This window comes from Acinetobacter gerneri DSM 14967 = CIP 107464 = MTCC 9824 (assembly GCF_000368565.1).
GTDB lineage: Bacteria > Pseudomonadota > Gammaproteobacteria > Pseudomonadales > Moraxellaceae > Acinetobacter > Acinetobacter gerneri.
Map to the genome: position 1 here is coordinate 318,394 of NZ_KB849543.1, position 24,604 is coordinate 342,997.

The 24,604-nt window shown below is 39.3% G+C and carries 16 protein-coding genes and 1 pseudogene; 14 read left to right on the forward strand and 3 right to left on the reverse strand.

Going from position 1 to position 24,604, the window contains the following annotated elements:
- Positions 1-1,017 precede the first annotated feature (1,017 nt).
- The gene (locus F960_RS09800) at positions 1,018-3,147 is read right to left on the reverse strand and encodes a condensation domain-containing protein (RefSeq protein ID WP_004863390.1); all 2,130 of its coding nucleotides are present in this window, start codon (positions 3,145-3,147) and stop codon (positions 1,018-1,020) included.
- Between the two features lie 538 nt (positions 3,148-3,685).
- Here F960_RS09800 and F960_RS09805 point away from each other — a divergent pair.
- The 5 genes from F960_RS09805 (at position 3,686) to F960_RS09825 (ending at position 9,669) form a co-directional block, all read left to right on the forward strand.
- Positions 3,686-4,627 carry an ABC transporter permease gene (locus F960_RS09805; protein WP_004863392.1) on the forward strand — a complete coding sequence of 314 codons (942 nt, stop codon included), beginning with the start codon at positions 3,686-3,688 and terminating at the stop codon, positions 4,625-4,627.
- Entirely contained in the window at positions 4,624-5,571 is a 948-nt protein-coding gene (locus F960_RS09810) for an iron chelate uptake ABC transporter family permease subunit (RefSeq protein ID WP_154650749.1), read from the forward strand. The genes F960_RS09805 and F960_RS09810 overlap by 4 nt, the downstream gene beginning before the upstream one ends.
- On the forward strand, positions 5,568-6,338 hold the full coding sequence (locus F960_RS09815; RefSeq protein ID WP_004863399.1) for an iron ABC transporter ATP-binding protein: 771 nt from the start codon (positions 5,568-5,570) through the stop codon (positions 6,336-6,338). Before F960_RS09810 ends, F960_RS09815 begins: the two co-directional genes overlap by 4 nt.
- A gap of 2 nt (positions 6,339-6,340) precedes the next feature.
- A complete protein-coding gene (locus F960_RS09820) occupies positions 6,341-7,312 on the forward strand; it encodes a siderophore ABC transporter substrate-binding protein (RefSeq protein ID WP_004863403.1) in 972 nt (323 codons plus the stop codon).
- A gap of 83 nt (positions 7,313-7,395) precedes the next feature.
- Positions 7,396-9,669, forward strand: a complete 2,274-nt coding sequence (locus tag F960_RS09825; protein ID WP_004863405.1) for a TonB-dependent receptor — start codon at positions 7,396-7,398, stop codon at positions 9,667-9,669.
- Between the two features lie 250 nt (positions 9,670-9,919).
- Here F960_RS09825 and basC read toward each other — a convergent pair whose 3' ends face one another.
- Positions 9,920-11,230, reverse strand: a complete 1,311-nt coding sequence (gene basC / locus F960_RS09830; protein WP_004863409.1) for a putative histamine N-monooxygenase — start codon at positions 11,228-11,230, stop codon at positions 9,920-9,922.
- A gap of 65 nt (positions 11,231-11,295) precedes the next feature.
- Positions 11,296-14,169 (reverse strand): annotated as a pseudogene (locus F960_RS09835) (condensation domain-containing protein).
- Between the two features lie 216 nt (positions 14,170-14,385).
- Between F960_RS09835 and F960_RS09840 the strand changes: the two are divergent.
- The 9 genes from F960_RS09840 to F960_RS09875 all read left to right on the forward strand — a co-directional run bounded on the left by F960_RS09840 (position 14,386) and on the right by F960_RS09875 (position 24,597).
- Positions 14,386-16,014, forward strand: coding sequence for a (2,3-dihydroxybenzoyl)adenylate synthase (locus F960_RS09840; RefSeq protein ID WP_035374294.1), 1,629 nt, complete (start codon positions 14,386-14,388; stop codon positions 16,012-16,014).
- A gap of 28 nt (positions 16,015-16,042) precedes the next feature.
- Entirely contained in the window at positions 16,043-16,915 is an 873-nt protein-coding gene (locus tag F960_RS09845) for an isochorismatase (protein ID WP_004863419.1), read from the forward strand.
- Between the two features lie 49 nt (positions 16,916-16,964).
- On the forward strand, positions 16,965-18,110 hold the full coding sequence (locus F960_RS09850) for a histidine decarboxylase (protein ID WP_004863422.1): 1,146 nt from the start codon (positions 16,965-16,967) through the stop codon (positions 18,108-18,110).
- Positions 18,111-18,275: 165 nt separating this feature from the next.
- Positions 18,276-19,877 carry an ATP-binding cassette domain-containing protein gene (locus tag F960_RS09855; protein WP_004863427.1) on the forward strand — a complete coding sequence of 534 codons (1,602 nt, stop codon included), beginning with the start codon at positions 18,276-18,278 and terminating at the stop codon, positions 19,875-19,877.
- Positions 19,877-21,460, forward strand: a complete 1,584-nt coding sequence (locus tag F960_RS09860) for an ATP-binding cassette domain-containing protein (protein ID WP_020847102.1) — start codon at positions 19,877-19,879, stop codon at positions 21,458-21,460. The genes F960_RS09855 and F960_RS09860 overlap by 1 nt, the downstream gene beginning before the upstream one ends.
- 66 nt (positions 21,461-21,526) lie before the next feature.
- On the forward strand, positions 21,527-22,288 hold the full coding sequence (locus tag F960_RS09865; RefSeq protein ID WP_004863434.1) for a thioesterase II family protein: 762 nt from the start codon (positions 21,527-21,529) through the stop codon (positions 22,286-22,288).
- Between the two features lie 26 nt (positions 22,289-22,314).
- Positions 22,315-22,491 (forward strand): hypothetical protein, encoded by a 177-nt coding sequence (locus F960_RS22350; protein WP_004863437.1) that lies wholly within the window; start codon positions 22,315-22,317, stop codon positions 22,489-22,491.
- A gap of 34 nt (positions 22,492-22,525) precedes the next feature.
- Positions 22,526-23,302: a 4'-phosphopantetheinyl transferase family protein gene (locus F960_RS09870; protein ID WP_004863440.1), complete on the forward strand. Its 777-nt coding sequence runs from the start codon at positions 22,526-22,528 to the stop codon at positions 23,300-23,302.
- 116 nt (positions 23,303-23,418) lie between these two features.
- A complete protein-coding gene (locus F960_RS09875; protein WP_004863443.1) occupies positions 23,419-24,597 on the forward strand; it encodes an isochorismate synthase in 1,179 nt (392 codons plus the stop codon).
- The last annotated feature ends 7 nt before the right edge of the window (positions 24,598-24,604 follow it).

A 24,604-nucleotide genomic window follows, 5' to 3' on the forward strand; every position in this document is an offset into this window, starting at 1 on the left:
ATGATTAAATAGCCACTGCTTTTCTTTATGATTATAAATAGTTTGCGTAGGCAATTTGCCTAACTTTTCAGGGATGAAAAGTTACAAAAATCCTTGTTGGACAGAAGGACTACATCCCTGTAATCCCTGTCCAACGGACGGCATCCTGCCTTGTCACAATAGTCAAATTTACTGTGAATTGGGATAATATCGTGGGGGTTTAATCCCTCTCAACCTCCCTTTGAGAAAGGGAGGGATTGGCTGGTTTTTAGTTTACTGCCGTGCCATGCGACAGGAGATTTTTTCTACGAAAATTAATGAAAATCATCATGAAAAGATAAGAATGTATGGAAAATAAATTTATAAATAAAAAAGATCAGATGACTATTCAGCCACTACTTTTCTTTATGATTATGAAAGGATTGTGTAGGCAATTTGCCTAACTTTTCAGGGATGAAAAGTTACAAAAATCCTTATTGGACAGAAGGACTACGTCCCTGTAATCCCTGTCCAACGGACGGCATCCTGCCTTGTCACGGTAGTTAATTCTATTGTGAATTGAGATTTATATAAAAATAAATATCATGGAGGCTTCAATTTCTCCCAACCTCCCTTTGAGAAAGGGAGGGGTAGCTAGTTTTTAGTTTACTACTGTGCCATGCAATAGGAGATTTTTTCATGTAAATAATTGAAAATTATAAAAATATAATGGTGTATGGAAAATAAATTTATAAATAAAAAGATCAGATGATTAAATAACCATTACTTTTCTTCATGGATATGAATGGACTGGGCAGGTAATTTGCCTAACTTTTCAGGGATGAAAAGTTACAAAAATCCTCGTTGGACAGAAAGACTACGCCCCTGTAATCCCTGTCCAACGGACGGTATCCTGCCTTGTCATGAGAGCCAACCACTTATATCAAAAACCAATCAGCTCCTCCCTTTTTAAAGGGAGGTTGGGAGGGATTAATCCCACACAACACATTTTTTGTGTAGATCCCTATTTATTGTTAAATGGCAAACGAGTTAAACCGTTTATTTGCGATTTAATTCATTCAAGATGTTTTGGATCATTTCGCCAATTTGTTCGACAAGCGCCGTAGGATAGCGATGTGCTTGATAGGTCACAATCAGGCTGAGTTGATGTTGATCATTGATGAGATTGTCCATGATTTCAAAATGCAGTCCAAACATGGATTCATTACGTTCAGGCAAAATTTGTCGATATTGAACATCACCCTGCGGTGTTTTAAATGCACCATTTAGTGCATTATTTGAGTGAATATGGATATAAACATCAAAGATTAGTCCAGCGTCATCAGCCAAGCCTAAAGCTTTTTGAATGTGATTGATGGGTGTGTCTGCATAAGCCATTGATTTATTTAACATTTGACTGGTCTTTTCAAGAAGCTGTGCAAAATTTTGTTCAGGACTGAACTGAGTGCGATGCGCCACCATTGTGGTTAAATAACCCACAGTATCAAAGAAATACGGATCAGTACGACCAGATGCGGATGTGCCGATTACAATCTCTTTTAGGTCGCCTGTTTTTTGTAGTGAGCTGATAATTGCAGTATAAATCACACTAAAAATAGAGGAATGATGCAACCTTGAAAATGCTGAAATGCTTTGATAAGTCTCTGGACTGAATTTTAATTCTAGCCATTCAACTTTGGGTTCAAGCATTGGCTGTGCAGTTGAAGTTGCAGAATTTTTTAGATCTAAACCATAGGTTGCACCTTGTAACAGGTCTTTCCAATACTGGATATGTTCAGAATTTAAGCCATTTTTTTGTTGCGAGATCGCCAATTCATGAATGCTATTTGCAGGCATGTCCCATCGAGGTGTTTGTTGATTTAAACGTGCATAATAGGCTGTTTCTAGATCAGACATGATGCTGTTGAGTGACCATTCATCAATCACCATATGATGCACTAAAAAGGACAATGTTTGTTGCCCATTTGCATTTTTAAGGAAGCGAATTCTGATTGGTAATTCACGTGAAAGATCAAACTTATAAGCGGCTTCTTCAGCAAGCGTGACGCCTTGACTTTCATTACTGCTCCAAAACCATTTGTATTGATTGAGTGAGGCAAGGGGAGCAATAGATTGGGTTACTTTTTCATTGTCTATTTTAAATAATGTTCGTAAGCCGACATGGCGGACGACGAGATCATGAAAGGCTTGGAAGAATATCTCTTCATCAATTTGATCTTGAAATTCGATAGCAAAAGGCAGGTTGTAAATAGGGCTGAAATCAAAAGCAGAATAAGCTTGCCATAAGAAATCTTGGGTAAAGGTTAAAGGGGCTTGTTCAAGTTTTTCATGTGAATTTTGTTGAGTTGTTGCATTTTTTAGCGAGGCGTATTGGGCTAAAGCTGATGCAGTCGGTGATTTGAAAAAATCGTTGAAACTCAGCTCTATACCATGGCGATTTTGTAGATAGCCAATGACGCGTGTGGCCAAAAGTGAATGTCCACCAAAATCAAAGAAATCATCTTCTGCCGTCATCTCAGGCTCAGCCAGTATATTTTTAAATTCAGTCAAAATAATCTGACTGATCTCATTCTGACTCAGTGTATTGCTCGCTTTCTGGTCGTGATTTTGATCATTGCTTGTTAAGGTTGGACTACTTGCTGTCTGCTCTGAAGTTTCAAGCAGAATGGTTTGCAATTGAGTGCTATTGATTTGATTTTCATTATAATTATTTTTTATTTCTTCGATAATGTTATTTAGCTGATAGCTTTCTTGTAAGATCGGATGTAGACACAGTGCCAGTAAAATATCTTGTTCAGTTTGTATAATTAGGGCATTCAAAGGTGGATCAGTTTCAGCATTCCATGGTTTATTTTTAAAATAGGATAGGCGCTGTTCGAGCTGATTTGTGTCAGTTGTTAATGTTTGGATACCGAGATCAAAAGACGGATCAATTATTTTGTTGAGGTCACCGTCCTCACTAAAGATGAAGCGGCTATTGAGATCAGGATGCTGTTCGATGACATTTCTTATGCTCATTTTGAGCAAAGATAACTCAGGTTCGGCATCAAATTTGTACAATTCAAAATGTTGAACGATTTGTTCAGGTTGTTGCAATTGCAGCATCCAGATGTATTCCTCGTGCTCACTGACCGCTAGGGGAGAAGCTTCACAGTACTGTTCTGACATTGAATAAATCCTATTTTATAAAGCTGATTTTGATCAGCTTTTTTTTCATTTTTCGAAATTTATATATTTGCTGAAAGATAAAACATTTCATTTATTTAGTTTTATCTCATTCACAACCGCATGTTTTATGCCGCTGTAAATCACTTGAGTTATTCGTTATTCAAGTATTTGGGGCTTACATTTTGTTCAAAACATATTATAATTGATAATCATTTGCAATAAGATTATCATTATTCTTTGTGCATTGTGATGTAAAACCAATGATTTAAATAAAAAAGCTTATTTATGAGAAATTTATAAATATCTATTTTTTATATCATTTTAGAATTTTTAAATAGATCAAATGCACTATTTACCTGAAATAGAACAAGTAGAGCCGAACAATGCAGAGAAATAGAGAAATGGGCATCTGTGATTTATTTCAACTAAAGCTTGGACTAAACAAACAGTACTTCTGGCTCAGCCATATCCATAATCGAAGCAGTAATTTTTCGATGAAAAGAGAACAGCCCCCACATTTTTATGGAGCGTGTGCCTAATGCGTTTGGGGTTGTTGAGTTTATTTATTGTGCTTTGTTTGGTCTCGTTATTGCTTGGTGCGATGCCTTTATCGTGGGCTGAACTGATCAATTTCTCGGGCGATAGTTGGCTGACTTTGACGGTGAGTCGCATTCCCCGTTTGATTGCGATTGTTTTGACTGGGATTGGGTTGTCTATTTGTGGGGTGATTTTACAGCACATTGTTCGAAATAAATTTGTGGAGCCTGGGACATCTGGTGGTTTAGATGCAGCAAAACTGGGAATTATGGTATCGCTGACGATGATTCCTGCGGTTGGTGTTTTTACCAAAGCTTTATTTGCAATGTTGTTTTGCTTTATCGCAAGTTTGATTTATATCGCAATTATTGCCCGGATTCGTTTTCGTAATACAGTTTTGATTCCTGTGATCGGGCTGATGTATGGCGGTGTGCTGAGTGCTATCGCTGAGTTTTATGCTTATCAAAACAATCTCTTACAAAGTGTTCAAGGTTGGTTATTGGGCGATTTCTCCAGAATCGTTCAAGGGCATTATGAAATGATCTATTTCATTTTGCCCACCATTATTTTGACCTATGTTTTTGCCTATCGTTTTACTTTGCTCGGAATGGGTGAGGAAGCAGCTTCAAGTTTAGGGCTGAACTTTAAAGCTATGGCGGCATTAGGTTTGATTTTGGTTTCTGTCACGGTTTCAGCCACTGTGATTACTGTTGGTGCAATTCCTTTTGTCGGTTTGGTTATCCCGAACTTAGTTGCACTGAAATATGGTGAAAATTTGTCTAAAACCCTACCGATTATTGCACTCGGTGGGGCATGTTTGCTGTTGATTTGTGACATTGTTGGGCGGTTGGTTATCTATCCATTTGAAGTTCCAATTGGGCTGACCGCAGGTGTTGTTGGAGGCGCAATATTCCTCATTTTAATTTTGAGGGGGCTTCGATAATGCAAACTAAATTTTGGGTTTTATGCGGCACAGTGCTGTGCTTGGCGATCTTTTTTGTATTGTTTGATTCGGGATTGGATTTCGAATATGTGATCCCGAAACGCTTATTGCGTTTGGGTACGATTATTTTAGCCAGTGTGTGTATTGCTTTTTCTTCAGTGGTTTTTCAGACCTTAGTTTCCAATCGAATATTGACGCCTGCAATCATGGGTTATGAATCTGTGTATCTACTTTGGCAGGTGCTGTTGCTGTATTTCGTGGGAACGCACGGGCTAAATATGCTCGGTCTAAATGGCAACTTTTTTGTATCGATCATTTTAATGTTGCTGTACTCATGGTTGATTCATCGTTGGCTGATGCCAAGAGCGCGACATGATCTTTTTTTATTGTTGTTATTCGGATTGGTGCTCAGCATGGTCATTTTGACCTTGACCCAGTTTATTCAACTTAAGATTAGTCCCGGTGAATTTTCTGTTTTTCAAGGCTTTAATTATGCCTCTTTCAATCGTTCCCAGCCTGAAACACTCTTTTATGCATTGATCGCTGTACTCGCTGTCTGTTGGATCGGTCGTAAATATTTACCGATCTTGGATGTGATGTCTTTGGGACGTGAGCAAGCCATTTCTCTGGGTGTTGATCATCAAAAATATTTACGTATCTGCTTTGCTTTGATTGCGATTTTAGTTGCCATTTCAACCAGTTTAGTCGGACCTACTGCATTTATGGGGGTATTTATTGCCAATATCGCCTATGCATTTTCAGGCAATTATCGACACAAATTTACATTATGTTTCGCAAGCATGATTTCCATCTTAGTCTTTCTTTTTGCTCAAATTTTGGTAGAGCACGTTTTCAATTATAAAACCACGGTCAGCATTTTGATCAATTTGGTCTGTGGGGTTTATTTCCTTGTATTGATGGTGCGTGCTCGAGGTATCACATGATTCGTATTGAAAATATTTCCAAGTCCTATGGCAGCAAAAAGGTGCTTTCTGAGCTGAATCTCGAACTGCCGATGCAACAAGTGATTTCTTTAATTGGACCCAATGGAGCTGGAAAATCGACTTTGTTAATGATGTTGGCAAGGCTGCTTGCTCCAACTCAAGGCGATATTTTTTTCAATCAGCAAAATATTGCCGAGATCAGGATTGCTGATTATGCCAAAACCGTGGCGACGCTCAGACAATCCCCAAACTTTAATTTACGTCTCACAGTTGAAGAACTGGTGTCTTTTGGGCGTTTTCCTTATAGCAGAGGGGCTTTGACTGCCAATGATCATAAGGTGATAGATGAATCCTTGGATTTTCTCTCCCTGAACTCACTTCGTGATGCTTATGTCGATGAGCTGAGCGGTGGACAAAGACAAATGGCTTTTTTGGCAATGACCATCGCGCAACAGACCGAAATTCTTTTACTCGATGAACCTTTAAACAATTTGGATATGAAACATGCCGTTCAGATCATGCATGCCATGCGCCGTTTATGCGATGAACAAGGTCGCACGGTGATTTTAGTCATACATGATATTAACTTCGCTGCGAATTATTCAGATCACATTGTTGCGTTGAAGCAAGGAAGGCTTTGTTTCAGCGGTGCAACAGAGCAAGTCTTAACCGAATCACTTTTGGGTGATTTATACGAGCTTGATTTCAAAATCACATCTAACGAACACGGTTATATGTGCAACTACTTCAACTCATCTGGAGCTTGAAAATGAACTGGAAACAGAAAAATTGGGTAACGACTATGGCAATATTAGTTGCCATCTCGGTATCAGGTTGTGATAAAAAACCTGAAAATCAGACCCAAGCAGCTCAGAAACTAAATGCTCCAATCAGCATTAAACATGAGCTTGGTACAACTGTAATTGATCATGTTCCTCAGCGTGTCGCAGTTTTAGACATGAATGAGGCCGATTTTTTAGATCAGTTAAATATCCCGATTGCAGGAATGCCGAAAGATTTTATTCCTCATTTTTTAGAAAAATATAAAAATGATCAGAATATTGCCGACTTGGGGTCGATCGTACAACCCAATATGGAGCGGATTCATGCATTAAAACCAGATTTGATTTTAATGACACCGATTCAGGCAGATAAATATAAAGAATTGTCAGAGATCGCACCGACGGTACATTACGACATCAACTTTAAGAACAGTGAAAATAAACACATCGAAACGGTGAAAAACCATTTGATTACGCTGGGCTTGATCTTTAATCGTGCCGACTTGGCTCGTAAAAAAGTGGCTGAGCTAGATGCTGAAGTAAAGAAAGCTCGAGAGGTTACAGCAAATCGACCAGAAAAAGCGTTAGTGGTTTTACATAACAATGGTGCATTTAGCAACTTTGGTGTGCAGTCACGTTATGGCTTTATCTTCCATGACTTAGGGGTAAAACCTGCCAGTACGGTTGTGGATACCAGTTTGCATGGTCAGCCGATTTCCAGTGAATTTATTAAAAAAGCCGATCCCGATATTTTATATATCGTCGATCGTACAGCTGTCATGGAGCATCGTCCAATTATCAATGCTGAAAATGTCAGCAATCCTTTGCTTCGAGAAACCAAGGCTTGGAAAAACGGCCATGTGATTTTTGTCGATGCAGATGCTTGGTATATCACTGGGGCAAGCCCAACTTCACTGAAAATACTGATCAGTGATGTGCTCAAAGGCTATCAAAAATAAGTGCTTATACCAAACAACAAAATTTTAAAGCAACAAGATTTTTAAATAAGCAAAACCTGATTGAAAAATATAAGGAAACTCTGATGAAAAATGATATTCGCGGTAATCGAAAAAAAGCCGCACAAAGTAAGCTACAGTCAAAAAAATCATTTGTGTTAAATCATATTGCATCAGCACAAATGGCGTTATTGATGGGGGTAAGTGTAGGAACAGTCTTTGTTTGTGCGCCTTCTGCTTATGCCGAAGCGACGATTGATAGTGCTGAAACACTGAAAAAAAACCAAGGAAATTCAGCCATTGCTCAGCAACAATCGACTGAAGTGACTCAAATTCCAGCGTTGCAAGCAGTCGCAGAAAGTGATGATGTTTATGCAGGTGGTCAAGTTGCTAAAAAAAGTAAAATTGGTTTTTTAGGTGACAAAGACTTTATGGAAACACCGTTTAATACCATAAGTTATACAGATAAATACGTCGAAGATAAGCAAGCCAAAGACATTACAGAGGTGATTGCTGCGACAGATCCGTCTGTATTTACCAATGGTGCAAGTGGCGGTTGGAGTGAAAACTATTACATTCGTGGCTTTGCCTCGAGCACCAGTGATATGTCGATGAATGGTTTATTTGGTATCACACCATTTTATCGAACATCGCCTGAAATGTTTGAACGTGTTGAAGTGCTAAAAGGTCCATCAGCATTACTCAATGGTATGCCGCCTGCAGGTTCAGTCGGTGGTACAGTCAATTTGGTCACCAAAAAAGCAGGTGATGAGCCTTTAGCCAGAATAACCACGACTTATATGTCTGATTCTCAGTTTGGTGGTCATATTGATCTTGGGCGTCGATTTGGTGAAAACAAAGAGTTCGGGGTAAGATTTAATGGCGTATATCGTGATGGTGAAGGTGCTGTAAAAAACCAAGATAAAGAGACGCAGCAGTTTTCACTTGGACTGGATTGGCGTGGTGAACGAGCGCGAGTTTCGGTCGATGCTTATGATGCTAAAGACCGTGTAGATGGTGTGCATCGCGGTTTAAATTTGGCTACAGGTGTCGCCATACCAAAACCACCCAAAGCAGATACGCTTCTAAATCCAGATTGGTCTTTTGTTGAAACTAAAGACAAAGGCGCAATGATCAAGGGTGAATATGATCTCAATGATAAGATCACAGCCTATGCAAACTATGGTCAAAGTAATACAAAATACAAATATAACGGTGCGATGACAGCTATAGTCAAAGATGGTCTAGGCTCATTTGAAACTAAAATTGGTCAGCTCGCTTTCGAAGTTGATAAAAAATCCGCTGATGCAGGTTTTAAAGGCGTTTTTGAAACCGGTCCGATTAAACATCAATGGGTTGTCAATGGAACATACTACAAACATGATCAGGATGATTATGGGATCCGAAATGTGAATGGTGCCGAATGGACAACGAATCTTTATAATCCAGTCTGGGGAAGCCCAGTCCCATTTACTGCGAAAGCAAATTATTTATACCATTCGACTTTGTCTACCTCAAGTTATGGTTTTGCAGATACCTTATCTTTTGCCGAAGATCGAGTACAGTTAACACTTGGTGCACGTTATCAAACAGTTAAACCAACGAGCTCTATAAATAAACAAGCACAGTATAGTAAGTCGGCAACTACACCTGGGGCGGCATTATTGGTCAAAGCCACAGATAAAATATCTGTGTATGCGAACTATATCGAAGGTTTGACTAAAGGTGATCAAGCGCCTGCAACAGCTGAAAATGCTGGGGTAATTTTTGCGCCGCAAAAAACCAAACAGGCAGAGCTTGGAGTGAAGCTTGATCAAGGATCATTTGCGCATACTTTAGCTGTGTTTGAGATTAAAAAACCAAACAGTAGTACGGATATCTCAACAAATTACTTTTCTGCAAATGGTGAGCAGCGTAACCGAGGTGTGGAATGGTCATTCTTTGGTACACCGATCGAGCATGTTCGTTTAATGGGTGGGGTCACTTATATTGATCCTGAGTTAAGTAAGACGGTCGGTGGCAAAAATCAAGGTAACACGGCTACAGGTGTTCCAAAAACACAAGCTAAACTTGGTGCAGAGTGGGATACACAAGTGGCACAAGGCACTTTGACTTTGTCTGGAAATATCAACGCTGTTTCAAAACAATATATCAATCAGGAAAATACTTTACACGTTCCTGGTCGAACATTGCTTGATGTAGGTGCACGTTATAGTACAAAAGTTGCTGATCATCCTGTGACGATTCGTGCTGGGGTAAATAACCTAACCAATAAAGCTTATTGGGGTATGCCACAACTCTCTAGTTTGGTTTTAGGCGCACCAAGAACTTATATGTTATCTGCATCATATGATTTCTAAGGTTGATTTTGAAATAGGCTTTGTTTGAAAACTTAAGCACTAAAATATGTTGTGGCACAAACTACAGCATATTTTAGAGCAGATCGGACAGGGTAACTAGGTGCAATGTCTTTAGAGTTATCCGAAGCTTTTAGTATTTAGAGATATCGCCATTTCATCATTGAAGTGAATTACAATTAAAAGTATTCTCAAAAAAAATCGCCAAATAAGGCGATTTTTTTTGATCTTTATTTACCCATAAAACATCAGTTTATTCCACCAAACCATAATGCTGAAATGCTGAGCGTTTCGGGATACGATAAGCTTCACGTCCAAGCAATTGATTGATAATCACTGAATTTCGAGTGGCTCCAATTCCCAAGTCTGGTGATCCCACACCTTGCTGAAAAATCTCTGCATTTTGGATGAAAATACGTCCTTTACCTTGATCACAACGCTCAGCTGTAAAATCTTCTCGTACTAAACAGTCATTATATTCATCGGTTTTAAGCACTTTATTTTTAAGATTTTCAAACCATTTCGGCCAATGGTGACGATAACCAGTAGCTGCGATTACAGCGTCACTTTGTATGGTTTGACGTTGATCAAGCTGCGTATGCCAACAGCTTAGATTGATCTGACCCGATGATGACACTTGCAGATCTTCAACTTCACAACTTGAGTACAAGGTTAAGCCTGCATCAGCTCCTGCCACCGTTCTTTCATAGAGCAAATCATAGATTTCACCAATAGTGAAAAAGCTGATGCCCTTATAGATCAGTCCTTGTCCTGCGGCGATTTCGCGTCTTTTCTCTCTCGGAATACTCTGAAAATATTGCATATAAGCTGGAGTAAAACATTCTTGTCCTAACTTGGAGAACTCCATTGGATGGAAGCCTGCCGAACGAGTGACCCAGCGGATTGATGCGCCTGCCTGAATTTGTTCGAGGCTCAGTGAGCGATATAAGGCAAGTACACATTCTGCGGCACTTTGTCCTGAACCAACGACAGTCACTTGCTTGCATTGATTTAATTGTTTTTGCAACGCTGCAAATTCGGCTGCATGTTTGACCAAAGGATGATCACAAGCACTTAACCATTTTGGATAATGTGGCTGTGTTCCGATCCCAATCACCAAATCTTGGCTGATATAAAATTGATTTTTTCCACTGCTCAGTTGGCTTTCAACGATAAATTGGTCACGTTTTTCATCATAAATTACATCCAGAACATTTTCACCAAACTGACAATCGGGCAATTGTTTAGATGCCCAGCGACAGTAATGATCGTATTCTCGTCGAGGGATCAAGAAACGATCATAATAATAAAACTGATGTAAACGGTCATGTTGATGTAAATAATTGATATAACCCAAAGGATGACAAGGATTAGCAATCGTCACCAGATCAGCAAAAAAAGGAATTTGCAAGGTCGTGCCTTCTAAAAGCAAACCTTCATGCCAACGAAATTGTGGTTTTTTTTCTAAAAATACAGCTTTGATTTCAGGATGATGAGAGAGTAGCGCAGCAAGTCCGAGATTGAACGGGCCAATGCCGATACCCAAAATATCTATATTTTTCATATTTCTATCATTCCAGTTCTATTGATATATAAGTGGTGAAAGATTTCATTTTTTTAATTCAATATTTAATGAATCGTTTGCTTTGTATGTGTGGAAATGAGTTTTTCGACAGCGACAACATCTTGGCAATGGATGAGTTGCAGTGGCGTTAAACTGATTTCAAAGGTTTCATTGATTTGTTTGGCAATCAATTTGAGATGTGAAGGACGCAATCCCAAATGACTAAATTGCATGTCTTGATGTGTTGCATCTGAAGGCGATAAATTTAAATGATTCAAATAAATTTGCAGGATTTGCTCACGTTGCATATTGCCTTGATTGATCTGATTTTGAGTATTTTCAAAATGCAGTTTTAGATCTACATTTTCCAGACCAAGCGCTAATATCTGTTCTATACTTTTTTCGAGTTGCAACAAAAAGTCAGAGATAAACTGATCAGAAATAGCGGCTTGTGCATAATCAATATCAAAAATGAGAGCGCCGTCATTGTACAATTTAAAGCGTACATCTATTGCGACCTGAGGAGTTTGCGTTAGCCCATCGATATATTTGATGGGGTTTGATTCTGGCAAACTCGGCCACGACAAACCATTGGTGATCACGATAGGCAAAGCAGGAGCGGATTTATATTTTTCAAACAACATTCTCGCCAGATCTACACCTGAAAATGCTAAATGTTGTAGAGATTCGAGCACACTTTTTTGCAGTTGTACTGCATGCTCAACGAAGTTTGCAGTCTGTTGCCATGTGCTCACGATAAAGGTTGATTGATTGGAAAATGCGCCATCATATAGGGGCAGGACAGGCACGCCAACAGAGAGAGTCTGGTCAGTTGTCCGTTGCGAAAGTATTTCCAAGACCAGTGCCATGATCAATGAGTTTTTAAATAAACCTTTACGTGCTCCGATTTTGCTCAATTGTTGAAACTTTTCACGATCAATGTGCAAGCTTTGGCGACGATAGAGCGAAGTAGCGATACTGTCTAAGGGCTTAGACCACGGCAATTTCGGGATGTGAACATGATTGGCGAGTTTATTTTGCCAATATTTTTGATCATCTGTTCGATTTTGTGCTGTGGAGCTATTGGGTTTTGCATCTGTGTTGGGCTGCGTCAGAGTTTGAGCTGAAAATAGTTCCATCATCAATGATGCAATCGCTCGACCATCCAAAATTTGAGCATCAAAACGAACAAATATTTTAAATTGATCTACAGACAGTTTAAATACAGTAACATCCCAAGGTGATTGATTTAAATCAAATAATGCATGTCGGTATTGCTCACGAAATGTGGAAATATGCTCATTTGCGACAGCTTGCTCAAAACGGGTCAAATCAATCATGTTGAGATTGATGATGACCTCATCGCTGATATATTGCAGCAGTTTTTTTTCATCGATATAAGTTCTGAGACTTGGATGATGGCGAACCATGTCGGTCAATCGCAGCTTAAATTCCTCAAGATCAAGCCTTCCCTCATATTCCTGATATTCTTGCATGGCAATGCCACCAAGAGGAAAAGCGGTAGTACGACCCAATAAATATGCTTTTTGCAGGGCATTGAGCGCTGTTTCACTCTGTCTTTTATTGATCAATTTGTTTGGAAATTTGAGCGAAAGTGACTGTAGATCATGGGTAAATATGTCGGGATTTGATGCGATTTTTTTGAGCAAATCTATATAATTTTCAAATAATGGATTGATCCATGATTCAGGTAATGCATCAAGACGGATATCCCAATTGATCAGCAGTTCATTGGCGACACTGACCACTTGAACATCTAAAGCCACTTGCGGACCTTGCGAGATCGTCCAATTCATCTGACCAAAGATTTGATGCACTCTTTCTGAAAATAGTTCTTCGCCTGCAAGATCGACCGCTGCAGTAAAGACAATCGGTGCAGTTTGCGCAGTACCGTGATAACGGGAAAGATCACGCATCACTTGTACACCCGAATATTGCTGATGCCCAAGCGTTTCGATCCATGTCTTGCCGATATTTTGACAAAACTGAGCGAGATGTTCGGTCGCAGACATATCAATATTTAAAATAGAAACATTGGCAAAATCACCAATAGAACTTTCTATGCCTTGCATCACAGGCTCACGCCAAAAAGTCGGAACATTGAGGCGATAACGTGGATCTTGGGTTTTATTCCCTAAACAATACGCAAAAATCCCCATCAATAGTGTAGAAAAAGTCAGTCGATGTTGTTTGGCTAGCCGATGTAAAGCTTGCCTCTGCTCTGTATTTAAAGTGCTACTGAGCCGATGACTTTGTATGACCGTTGATGTTGGATTTTTGAGGGGAATAGTGGGGGCTGGAGCAATATCAGCCAAACGTGATTTCCACCAGATTCGGTCACGACTGCGTTGTTTTTGGCAAATTGGATCGTGTTTGAGTTGGTTATTCCAAGAAAAAAAATCAACTGTAGGCGGCAATGTACAATCTGCATCTTCATAAAAAAGCGCAAGATCTTCCATCAATATACGAAAACTAGAGGGATCAATGGCGATCATGTCAGCATCAACATGCAGTCGAAAATGTTGTTCATCTAATAGGCTGATTGAAAATTTTACAGTCTGTGCTTGAGTCAAATCTAATTTTTGATGCGTCCAGTACTGTCTTTTGGTTTCGAGTTTTTGCTTTTGTTGAGTTTTTGTGAATATTGAAAAATCATCAACTTCTATTTCTATGTTCTGATCAGCTGAAATGATACTTGGAATCGCATCACGGTCGAGTCGCAAGCGTAGCATTTCATGTCGTTGATAGAGTCGTTGAATGGCTAGATTTAGTTTTTTTAGATCAATACTTTGACCATCAAATTCGCTATAAAGATGAGCTGAAACCCCACCTAAGATCGCTTCGTTTGAGCGCCCAAACCAACAGGCAGCTTGCATCGGAGTGAGTTCACGCATTGCTTAATTGCTCAGTTGACAAATGAATTATGGTTGAGCATTATAAGTATAAATAGGAATGATTACCAGTTGCATTTAATAATCATTATCGTATTTATTGTTATTCATTATAATCAAACACCATCAATCTGAAATGAAAAAGCATGTTCTCACTCTGATGTTTTTTTATTTTTAGATGGAAATGTCAAAGCGGAAATAGGAGTGCTTTTACAGCACAAACTCCCGTTCAGTATTTCAAAAATGAAGAATCAAATGATCAAATATACGCATTGGCCAGAGGATTTGGCGCAAAAATACAGGGCAAAAGGATATTGGATCGATCAACCTCTGACGAGGATTTTAGCTGAAGCTAATGACAAATCACCGCATTCCACCGCGATTATTTGTGGTGAAAGGCAATTCAGTTATGCTGATCTCAATCAATTTTCAGATCATCTAGCGACACATTTAGCTGCAAGAGGGTATGGCATCGGTGATACTGCACTGGTGCAATTGCCTAATATCGCTGAGTTTTATATTGTATTTTTTGCTTTGTTGAAAGTGGGTGTTGTCCCTTTAAATGCTTTGTATAGTCATCGACAGCTTGAGTTAAAGGCGTTTATTCAGCAAATCCGTCCTAAACTTGTGATTGCCTCTCGTGCGCATGAAGTTTTTGCTACTGATCTTTTTGAAAATGATCTAAAAGCATCAGGTTTAAGCCCTGAATTATTTGTCATGTTGGGTGCAAATGAGCATGATTTGGATTTGGTTGCTGCTTATCAAAAAGCGAGTGCAGAACAAGTCGAATACCAATCTACTCCAGCAGATGAAGTTGCATTTTTTCAACTCTCAGGCGGTAGTACAGGTACACCCAAGCTGATTCCTCGAACGCACAATGACTATGATTATAGTGTACGAGCCAGCGCTGAAATTTGTCAGTTAAACTCAGATACGCGGTTACTTTGTGGCATACCTGTAGCGCACAATTTCATGCTCAGTTCTCCGGGAGCATTGGGTGTATTTCATGCGGGTGGCTCCGTTGTTATGGCAGCCACACCAGAACCTCTGCAATGTTTTGCATTGATCGAACGGCATCAAGTCAATATGGCTTCATTGGTTCCGAGTGCAGTCATTATGTGGTTGCAGCAAGCACCGCAACATTTAGCACAAATTCAATCTTTACAGTTACTTCAAGTAGGTGGTGCAAGCTTTCCTGAGTCTTTGGCAAGACAAGTTTCGACTGGTTTGGGCTGTCAGTTACAACAAGTCTTTGGAATGGCTGAAGGTTTGGTGAATTACACTCGTTTAGATGATCCAGAAGAACAAATTGTCAGTACTCAAGGTCGTCCGATCAGTGCGGATGACGAAGTTTTTATCGTAGATGAACAGGGCAATGTACTCGCCGATGGTCAAGTTGGCATGTTGAAAGTACGCGGACCATATACATTTTGTGGTTATTACCAAAGCCCTGAACATAATGCTCAAGTTTTTGATCCTGAAGGATTTTACTACTCAGGTGATTTGGTGGTACGCAACTCAGCCGGCAACTTGAAAGTGGTGGGTCGTATCAAAGATCAAATCAATCGTGGTGGTGAAAAAATCGCATCTGAAGAAATAGAGAAATTGTTGATTTTGCATGTCGATGTGGTCAATGCAGGATTGGTGGCGATTTTTGATGCGCATTTCGGTGAGAAAAGCTGTGCTTTTATCGTGTCAAATAATCCTCAATTAAAAGCAATACATTTGAAGCGCCATCTCCTAGATTTGGGTATTGCTCAATATAAATTGCCTGATCAAATACGATTTATCGATGCTTTACCACTCACTGCTGTCGGTAAAGTAGATAAAAAACAATTACGTGAACATTTAAATCATCTCCAAATCGCTTAAGCGACTCAGTAAAAATATCGAGAAGAATATGACCATTGCAAAGATTTCTGATTATCCAATGCCAGACCAAAGCCGTCTTCCCCAAAATAAAACCAACTGGCAACTTGATCCTGATCGCGCAGTATTACTGATACATGATATGCAGCGTTATTTTCTCAATTTCTATGATGCTGACAGTCGTTTAATTGCGACGATGACTCAAAATTTAGAACAGCTACGGCAATGGGCAGATCAACATGGTGTACCTATGGTGTATACCGCACAGCCCTATGAACAACCTGCTGAGGATCGTGCTTTGCTGAATGCCATGTGGGGTGCGGGTTTACCTGCTTCAACACCTGATCAGCAAGCCATTATTTCACCCTTAACACCGAAAGACGGTGATGTGGTGCTGACCAAATGGCGTTATAGCGCATTTCAACGATCTGATTTACAAAAACGTATGCAAAATTGGCAACGTGATCAGCTGATTATCGGTGGTGTATATGCACATATCGGCTGTATGGTGACTGCAATTGATGCCTTTATGAATGATATTCAAGCATTTTTTGTTGCAGATGCACTGGCAGATTTTTCAGAGCAAGAACATTTAGAGGCACTAAAATATGTCTCTTCGCGCTGTGGTCAAGTGACCCATACTCAAGCCATTGTGGCATCGACGATGCTTGAGTTAACCGAGCAATGGTTATATGAAAAAGTACAGAAATTGGTTGAGGAAGAGGAACTTGATCCTGCCGAAAACCTGATTTTGTATGGTCTAGATTCGTTACGCATCATGCAGTTTTCCGCAGAACTCAAACAATATGGTTTGGATATTTATTTTGAAGAATTGGGACAAGAGCCATCGATAGAGCATTGGTGGAATTTAATCCAGTCTAAGCAAGCTGCAAAAGTCGCTTAGATTGAAATGTGTGCTGGCATTCAATCATTAGAATAAAACGGAGAAAAACATGATTTTATCAGCGTCAGATTGCGAACGAATTGAAAAGTTTTGGGCTTATTGTCAAAAGCATCAATATTTTAATATCGGTTATCCCGAATCCGCAGATTTTGATTATTCCGCCTTGTATCGATTCTTTAATTTTTCGATTAACAATTGTGGTGATTGGCAAGAACCGAGTAACTATGCGCTGAACTCTTTTGACTTTGAAAAAGATGTGATGCGTTACTTTGCAGAATATTTTCGGATTGCATTCGATGACAGTTGGGGCTATGTGACCAATGGCGGAACTGAAGGCAATATGTTTGCTTGCTATTTAGCCCGAGAATTATTTGCACAAGGCACTTTGTATTATTCAAAAGCAACACATTATTCAGTTATTAAAATAGCCAAACTTCTACAGATGAAATCGTGTGTGGTGGATTGCTTGGAAAATGGTGAAATAGATGTTGCGGATTTGCTTCGAAAAATACAAAACAATCACGAGAAAAATCCGATTATTTTTGCCAATATCGGGACCACGATGTCAGGTGCAATTGACAATATAACGCAGATTCAAACGGGTATAGCACAGCTTGGCATCACACGAGATCAATACTATATACATGCAGATGCAGCGCTTAGCGGCATGATTTTACCTTTCGTCGATCAGCCTCAAGCATTTTCATTTGCTGATGGTATTGATTCGATTTGTGTGTCAGGGCACAAGATGATTGGTTCACCGATTCCATGCGGTATCGTGTTGGCAAAACGTGAAAATGTCGAAAGAATTTCAGTCAATGTTGATTATATTTCTGCGCGAGATCAAACCATTAGTGGTTCGAGAAATGGGCATACCGTACTTTTGATGTGGGCAGCAATACGCAGTCAAACTTTTTTGCAAAAGAAACAACGTGTACAGCATTGCCTGAAAATGGCGCAATATGCTGTAGAGCGTTTCCAAGCAAATGGCATCAATGCATGGCGCAATCCAAACTCGATCACAGTCGTTTTTCCTTGTCCTTCTGAAGCGGTCTGGAAAAAACATTATCTGGCAACGTCAGAAAATATGGCGCATCTGATCACCACAGCACATCACAAAGATACCCAGAAAATTGATCTGTTGATTGATGATGTGATCGAAGATTTACGTGGAAAAACTCAGCGTACAGCATGACTTTTTTATACTGATTCTATTAAGAATTATGTTGCTTAAACTTATTTTAAAAAATTGATTTTAATAAACTAATTTTAAATATCTTTTTAAAGATAAGTTTTATTTACAGTCTTATTTTCCATGCACCCTTATAAATATTCAAAACTTTTGTTCAGGAAATGAAACATGAGTGATCCAAATTTACGCACTTTGTTTACAGGTTCGGTGTTAAGCCCTGTACTTCGTGTAGCGTTTCCAAAATTATTTGCAGGGACTTTTGCCGCAGTCATATCGAGCGTAGCCATGCTGGCAGCACTTTGGTTTTTGGTGCGATTCATCGGGGATTTTTCTGCACAATGGTTGTTATTTTCAGTTTTGCTTTGGGTGGGTGCTGCACTATTCGCAGCATGTTCATCATGGTGGGTTCATGATGCTGAAGCACGCTTTTCTGGAAAGTTACGTCGAAAAATCGCTCAGCATTTGGTTCGGTTGCCGACCAATGTGCGTCATAAACAAGATGATCATGCACTGAAGCGCTTGGTTTCGGATGATATTGCAACATTGCATCACATGGTGGCGCATTTACCGAGTGAAATTGCAATCTTTACAGTGATTCCCTTGCTTTCGATCGGGATACTGATCGCTACGGTTGGTGTATCTGCACTTTGGATCTTACTGCCGGGATGTATTGCTGCGCTTTATTATCTGATCGTCGTGCCTTATATCAGTAAGCGTGATGGTGCAGCACGTATGCAAGTCATGTTCGATATTATCGCTAAAGCGGACGATTATGTGCGAGGGATTAGGATCAATCGTATCTATGGTCAGCAATCTGGGGCATTGGCTGCATATAACAAAGCAACTGAATATTTTACTAAAACTATGGTGATGTGGGTCGCTAAAGTGGCAACACTCGCTGCAATTGCTGTGGCGCTGTTACAGGCAGTTGCGACTTTTGCGATTGCTTATTGGCTGGCTTATCAATATGACACCATGACTTTGGCGACGACATTATTGTTTAGTTTAGCGATTGTCACGCCTGCCTTACGTTTGGGGCATGGTTTGGATTATGTGGCAGCAGGACGAGCTGCAGCAGGTCGTTTAGCAGTATTTTTACAACAACCTATTTTAACTTCAGGGCAGATGCAAGATTTACTAGATCATCAAGCTGTACTGAGCTTAGCTGATGTGACTTATGCAGCTGAAGATCGTGATATTTTTCAAAATTTAAATTTTGTATTTCCCAAAAATAGCATCACCATGATTTCTGGAACAAGTGGTGTGGGTAAAAGTACTTTATTAAGACTGATCGCAGGTTTAGAGCCTTTGAAATCAGGCAAGATTAAAGTCGGTGAGACTGATTTAGCTGATTTAACTTCGCATGCGCGGCATCAACATATTTTATTGATTCCTCAGGGAATGGATGTTTTGGCGAGTTCTGTGCGTACCAATCTTGTACTCTCCGCTCCTGATGCGACAGATCAACAGCTGATCCAAGCCCTAACCAAAGCTCAGCTAAATGTAATGCTCGATACAGATGCTGTTTTACTCTCTGGAGGTGAAAAACAGCGTTTGAATATCGCTCGGGCATTTTTAACGCAAGCCAATATTATTTTATTGGATGAGCCGACCAGTGCTTTGGACCAAATGCATGCTGAAAAACTAATGCAAGCTTTGCAAGAACTCGCAGAAAAAGAACATAAAACCTTGTTAATTGTGTCGCATGACCAGTCACTTTTGGCAAATACTCAGTCAACTTTAGTTTTGCAAGGGGCAGGGAATCCATGATGAATAACAGCATTTCTAAAAATAATTTTATTACTTCAATGTTGCCTCAAGCTGCAAAACAAAGGCTTTTTGGGGTGGCATTGGGTTGGATTGGTGTCGCACTGTTTGAAGCCGTTGCATATATCATTTTAGCATTTTCGATTGTGGGGCATTGGCAAGCGCAATGGGTGTTACTCAGTGCATTGGTGGCAATTTTGATGACCATCATCGTTACACGTGCGGGCTATTTGACAGGTGTACGTTTAGCGGGTGATTTATTTGCAGATTTGGGTAAATCACTGACTGGCGCAAAGTTGTCTTGGTTTAGTCAGGAACAACGTGCTCAGATCGGAAAGATGGCAGGTCAGGCGGTTCCTGGTTTTATGAGTATTCCTGCACATCAATTTCAAACATTTTTACATGCACCGTGTTTACCTATTTTTATATTAATCGGGATGGCATTTTTAGCTGGATGGCAGGTCATGTTGGTGGCACTGCTGCTGATGTTGATTGCCTTTTTTGCACAAGTATTGGCACAGCTTAGCCTGATGAAGGCTGATAAAAATAGACATCAAACAGAATTGGAGACAGCGGCAGCAACGATCGAATTGGTTGATCATCTTGAACTTTTGCAAAGTGCTGCAGGACCTGAAAAAACCTTAGAGCGAATCGAACAGCGTTGGTTATCCCAAGAAAATGTTTTTAAAAAGATCAATCTCAGTGCGGCATGGGCAACTGCGATAGCAACATGTGCGGGCGTATTTCCAATCGCTGGGCTTGCGATTTATTGGCTTTACTTTGGACAGGATAATGCAGCACTTTTATTGGCGCTGATCGTGCTCATCAGTCGCGCTGCAGCACCTTTGGCTGAGTTGGCTACAGCAGGTTTGGGAATCAATGATGTCATCCATTCACTACGTGGTTTTTATCAAGTCACCCATGCACCAGTGTTGAGTGAAGCTGAGGTATCAGAACTGCCACACCAATATGATTTCGCACTTGATCAGGTCAGTTATGCACCTGCACTGAAAAAACTCAATGTCGAAATTCCATTTGGAGCACGTGTCAATGTTCGAGGCAAAAGTGGCAGTGGCAAGAGTACTTTACTTGAGTTGTTAATGCGTTTTGATGATCCAGATCAGGGGCAAATCAAGCTTGGTGGTATTCCACTGACTCATATTCAATATCAAGATTTAATTCAACATATTGCTTATGTATCCCAAGAGGCGATTATTTTTACAGGCACTTTGGCTGACAATATCCGTTTAGGAAAATCAGATGCAAGTGATGCAGAAATTGAAGAAATCGCTAGACGGTGTGAGCTAGGAAATGTCATCGAACGTAAGCCCGAGGGGATTCATCAAAGCGTCGGACAACAGGGTGCAACGTTGTCAGGAGGAGAACGTCAACGTCTAGCGATTGCGCGCGCTTTGATCAAAAATTCACCCATACTAATCATGGATGAAGCAACCTCTGCTTTAGATGAAAAGACCGAACAAGCTGTCATACACAGTATTTTAGCGATGAGCCAAACGCTTATTTTTGTGAGTCATCGCGATACCGCGCTTTGGCAGGCAACACAGAATATAGACTTGGGCGACTAAGTCGATCATAAAGTTGCAAATTCACGTATTTTTTTAAATGGAAAATACGTGAATTTGGAGGGAAATATGCAACAACATTCGTATCATATGTTTTGTTTACCACCAGCAGGCAGTAGTGCCAGTATTTATTATCCGTGGAAAAAAATAACCAGCCAATATCTCGATATTATTCCGATTGAATATGCTGGACATGGTATGAAAATGCAGCAAGCATTGATTAATCATTCAGATCTTTTGGCAAAAAATATTGTTGATGAAATATTAACTTATCCAGAAAAGCCTTTTATATTATTTGGACATAGTGTGGGTGGTGGATTAGTTTGGAAAGTTAAAGATCAACTTGAAAATATAAATAAACTAGATTTACTTAAAATGATGGTGATTAGTAGTCGCCCAGAACATCAATATATTCAACATATCAAAGATAAAAGGCAACTTTCTGATCTAGAGATAATCGCTAAATTAAAACGATATAATCATTTTCCTGAAGAAATACTCAATCATGCAGATGCTTTGGCATTTTTTCTACGGATTATCCGCAATGACTTTTTGCTGAGTGATCAATTGCTCAGTGAAAATATAATAAAAACATCGATTCCAGTTCTAACATTTCACGGCAAAGATGATCCTGATATACCAGATCCAAAAGCCATGCAAGCTTGGCAGCAACATACTGAAAAATGGCTAGGAAGTGTAGAGTTAGAAGGGGATCATTTTTATTTCTTAAACAAAGGTGTGTTAGGTCAAATGATTGAACATATTGAAAATAGAATAGATTTCTTTCATAAATCAAATGAATACAATAATTCATCATTTTGTATTTTATAAAATGAGTATCGAAAGTCCCTTTTCCTTTGGGAGGAGGTCTAGATGAAGGGAACCCTCTCGCAGAACATATTCCTTCTTCTTTGGAAGAAGGTCAGGATGAAGGACACCCGCTTCCAGAACATATTCCTTCTTCTTTGGAAGAAGGTCAGGATGAGGGATATCCTCTAGCAGAACTTATTCCTTCTCCTTGGGGAGAAGGTTAGGATGAGGGGCATTCTATTATGAGCATGACAATAAATGTTGTTTGAAAACACCCAATCGACAAGGCTTCAACAAAGCGATGACGCAGCTGTGTGCTTAGCTTCTATGGACATTGAGCATACAGTGATGAGGTTGAGTAATGTTGAAATACATCAGGTACATCTCTCTAATTTGATAGAAAAAAGCGAGTTTGATGATTTATATCAAGCATTTGGTATCGTACAAGCAGATGATGTTCGGCAAAGTCATTTTTCGCGGAAATTGGATTATTTTATGGGAAGATTGGCAGCTCGATATGCATTAAAAAAATATAATCATGCTGGTTTTAATGTGCTGAAAGGGGCATATGGAGAGCCGATTTTCCCTGAGCATATTCAAGGTAGTATTAGCCATGTAAATGATCGACAAGATTATATTGCCATTTGTGCAGTACAAAATATTTTGGAAAATCAGCTTTATATGGGGATAGATATAGAGCTTTATAAACATCAAGAATTATTAATTCATCAAGCAGAAAATATTGATGTATTTTTAGATCAAGAAGAACAATTAAAAATAGCAATATTAAAATTACGGCATCAAGATAATATAGCGATAGAGCTTGTGATATTTTCTGCCAAAGAAAGTATTATCAAGGCCGTTTTTAATAAATATAAAATAATAACCGACTTTAAATCTATTCACTTTCAGCAATTTTCAGTACATGAGCTGTATTTTAAAGTCAAAAAAACACCAGGCGATTTACACTTTTTTACTGTAAAAGTAACGTATTTTCAAAAACATCAACAAATCATCACAATTGCTTGCATTTAAACTTAAAATATCAATTGATAATAATAATCATTTACATTAATATGCCTGCACTGCGTATTTAGAATAATCACATCATTCAATCCGCTTGAATTTATTCATGAATAGAGGTGAAAAAAATGATATCTACAGAATTATCAGAAGAACAACAGCTTGCAACAACATCACAAGCTCAATTTTCTTGTTTCTCCACGAAAAACTATCATTTAACAGCAGATCAATTGCTCAAGACGCTACATACACCTGTTGCAAAAACTGCTCAATTTAATGCAGAAGTTGCAGAATGTTTTAAACAATTGAAACAATCTGGTTGTGAAAATCCAATTTTGATTGGTGCAATCCCATTTGATATCTCCCAAAACTGTACTTTGAATTTTTATGCAGATTTCCAAAAAACTGAAAAGATTTTAAAAGAGCCTGTACCACAACAAGCACCAGCTTCTGCAAAGTCTGTTGATGAGATAGACATTATCCATAAGAGAACCCTGATCCAACGGCAGAAATTTGAAAATACAGTGCAAATGGCACTAGATGCATTTGATCGAGAACAAGTGAAAAAAGTTGTGCTTTCTCAAGCGATTGAATATGAGTTTGATCAAAAGCAAAAACCTGAACACTTATCGCAAACTTTATCTAGACAAAATCCTTTTGCTTATAATTTTGTAATTCCTGTTGAACAAAATCGCTATATTTTTGGTGCTAGCCCAGAATTACTTTTGTCCAAACAAGATCGTTTGGTGTGTAGCAATCCATTGGCGGGTTCTAGACCCCGTAGTTTTATTTCTGAAAAAGATGCGACAGCAAAGCAAGAATTGCAGGCTTCAGAAAAAGATCAACATGAACATCAGATCGTGGTGGAAAATATTTTAAAAAATTTGGTGACGTACTGCACTGAACTCAAAGTTTCTGAAAGCCCAGACATATTAGAAACGTCAACGATGCTACATCTATCATCAAATTTTCAAGGTGTACTGAAAAAAACCGCACCTAATGTGCTCAATCTCGCCCTTGAATTACATCCTACACCGGCCGTTTGTGGCACGCCGACACAAGCGGCGAAGCAATTTATTTTAGATCATGAAGGCTATGACCGAGATTATTACACAGGTTTGGTTGGTTGGATGGATGCTGAAGGCAATGGTGAATGGGTGGTCACGATCCGCTGTGGGCTGTTAAGTGAAAATAAAATGCGCCTCTATGCGGGTGCAGGAATCGTAAAAGGTTCAGAAGCAGACAAAGAATGGTTTGAGACCGAAGCCAAAATGCAGACCATGTTAAATGTATTTCAATTGAATTGATCAGAAA

Excerpts from the sequence above, each read along its gene's own strand:
- F960_RS09865 (WP_004863434.1), top strand. The coding sequence starts at position 21,527 with ATGCAACAACATTCGTATCATATGTTTTGTTTACCACCAGCAGGCAGT.
- F960_RS09855 (WP_004863427.1), top strand. The coding sequence starts at position 18,276 with ATGAGTGATCCAAATTTACGCACTTTGTTTACAGGTTCGGTGTTAAGC.
- F960_RS09805 (WP_004863392.1), top strand. The coding sequence starts at position 3,686 with ATGCGTTTGGGGTTGTTGAGTTTATTTATTGTGCTTTGTTTGGTCTCG.
- F960_RS09875 (WP_004863443.1), top strand. The coding sequence starts at position 23,419 with ATGATATCTACAGAATTATCAGAAGAACAACAGCTTGCAACAACATCA.
- F960_RS09845 (WP_004863419.1), top strand. The coding sequence starts at position 16,043 with ATGACCATTGCAAAGATTTCTGATTATCCAATGCCAGACCAAAGCCGT.
- F960_RS09800 (WP_004863390.1), bottom strand. The coding sequence starts at position 3,147 with ATGTCAGAACAGTACTGTGAAGCTTCTCCCCTAGCGGTCAGTGAGCAC.
- F960_RS09815 (WP_004863399.1), top strand. The coding sequence starts at position 5,568 with ATGATTCGTATTGAAAATATTTCCAAGTCCTATGGCAGCAAAAAGGTG.
- F960_RS09860 (WP_020847102.1), top strand. The coding sequence starts at position 19,877 with ATGAATAACAGCATTTCTAAAAATAATTTTATTACTTCAATGTTGCCT.
- basC (WP_004863409.1), bottom strand. The coding sequence starts at position 11,230 with ATGAAAAATATAGATATTTTGGGTATCGGCATTGGCCCGTTCAATCTC.
- F960_RS09825 (WP_004863405.1), top strand. The coding sequence starts at position 7,396 with ATGAAAAATGATATTCGCGGTAATCGAAAAAAAGCCGCACAAAGTAAG.
- F960_RS09870 (WP_004863440.1), top strand. The coding sequence starts at position 22,526 with ATGTTGTTTGAAAACACCCAATCGACAAGGCTTCAACAAAGCGATGAC.
- F960_RS09840 (WP_035374294.1), top strand. The coding sequence starts at position 14,386 with ATGAAGAATCAAATGATCAAATATACGCATTGGCCAGAGGATTTGGCG.
- F960_RS09850 (WP_004863422.1), top strand. The coding sequence starts at position 16,965 with ATGATTTTATCAGCGTCAGATTGCGAACGAATTGAAAAGTTTTGGGCT.
- F960_RS09820 (WP_004863403.1), top strand. The coding sequence starts at position 6,341 with ATGAACTGGAAACAGAAAAATTGGGTAACGACTATGGCAATATTAGTT.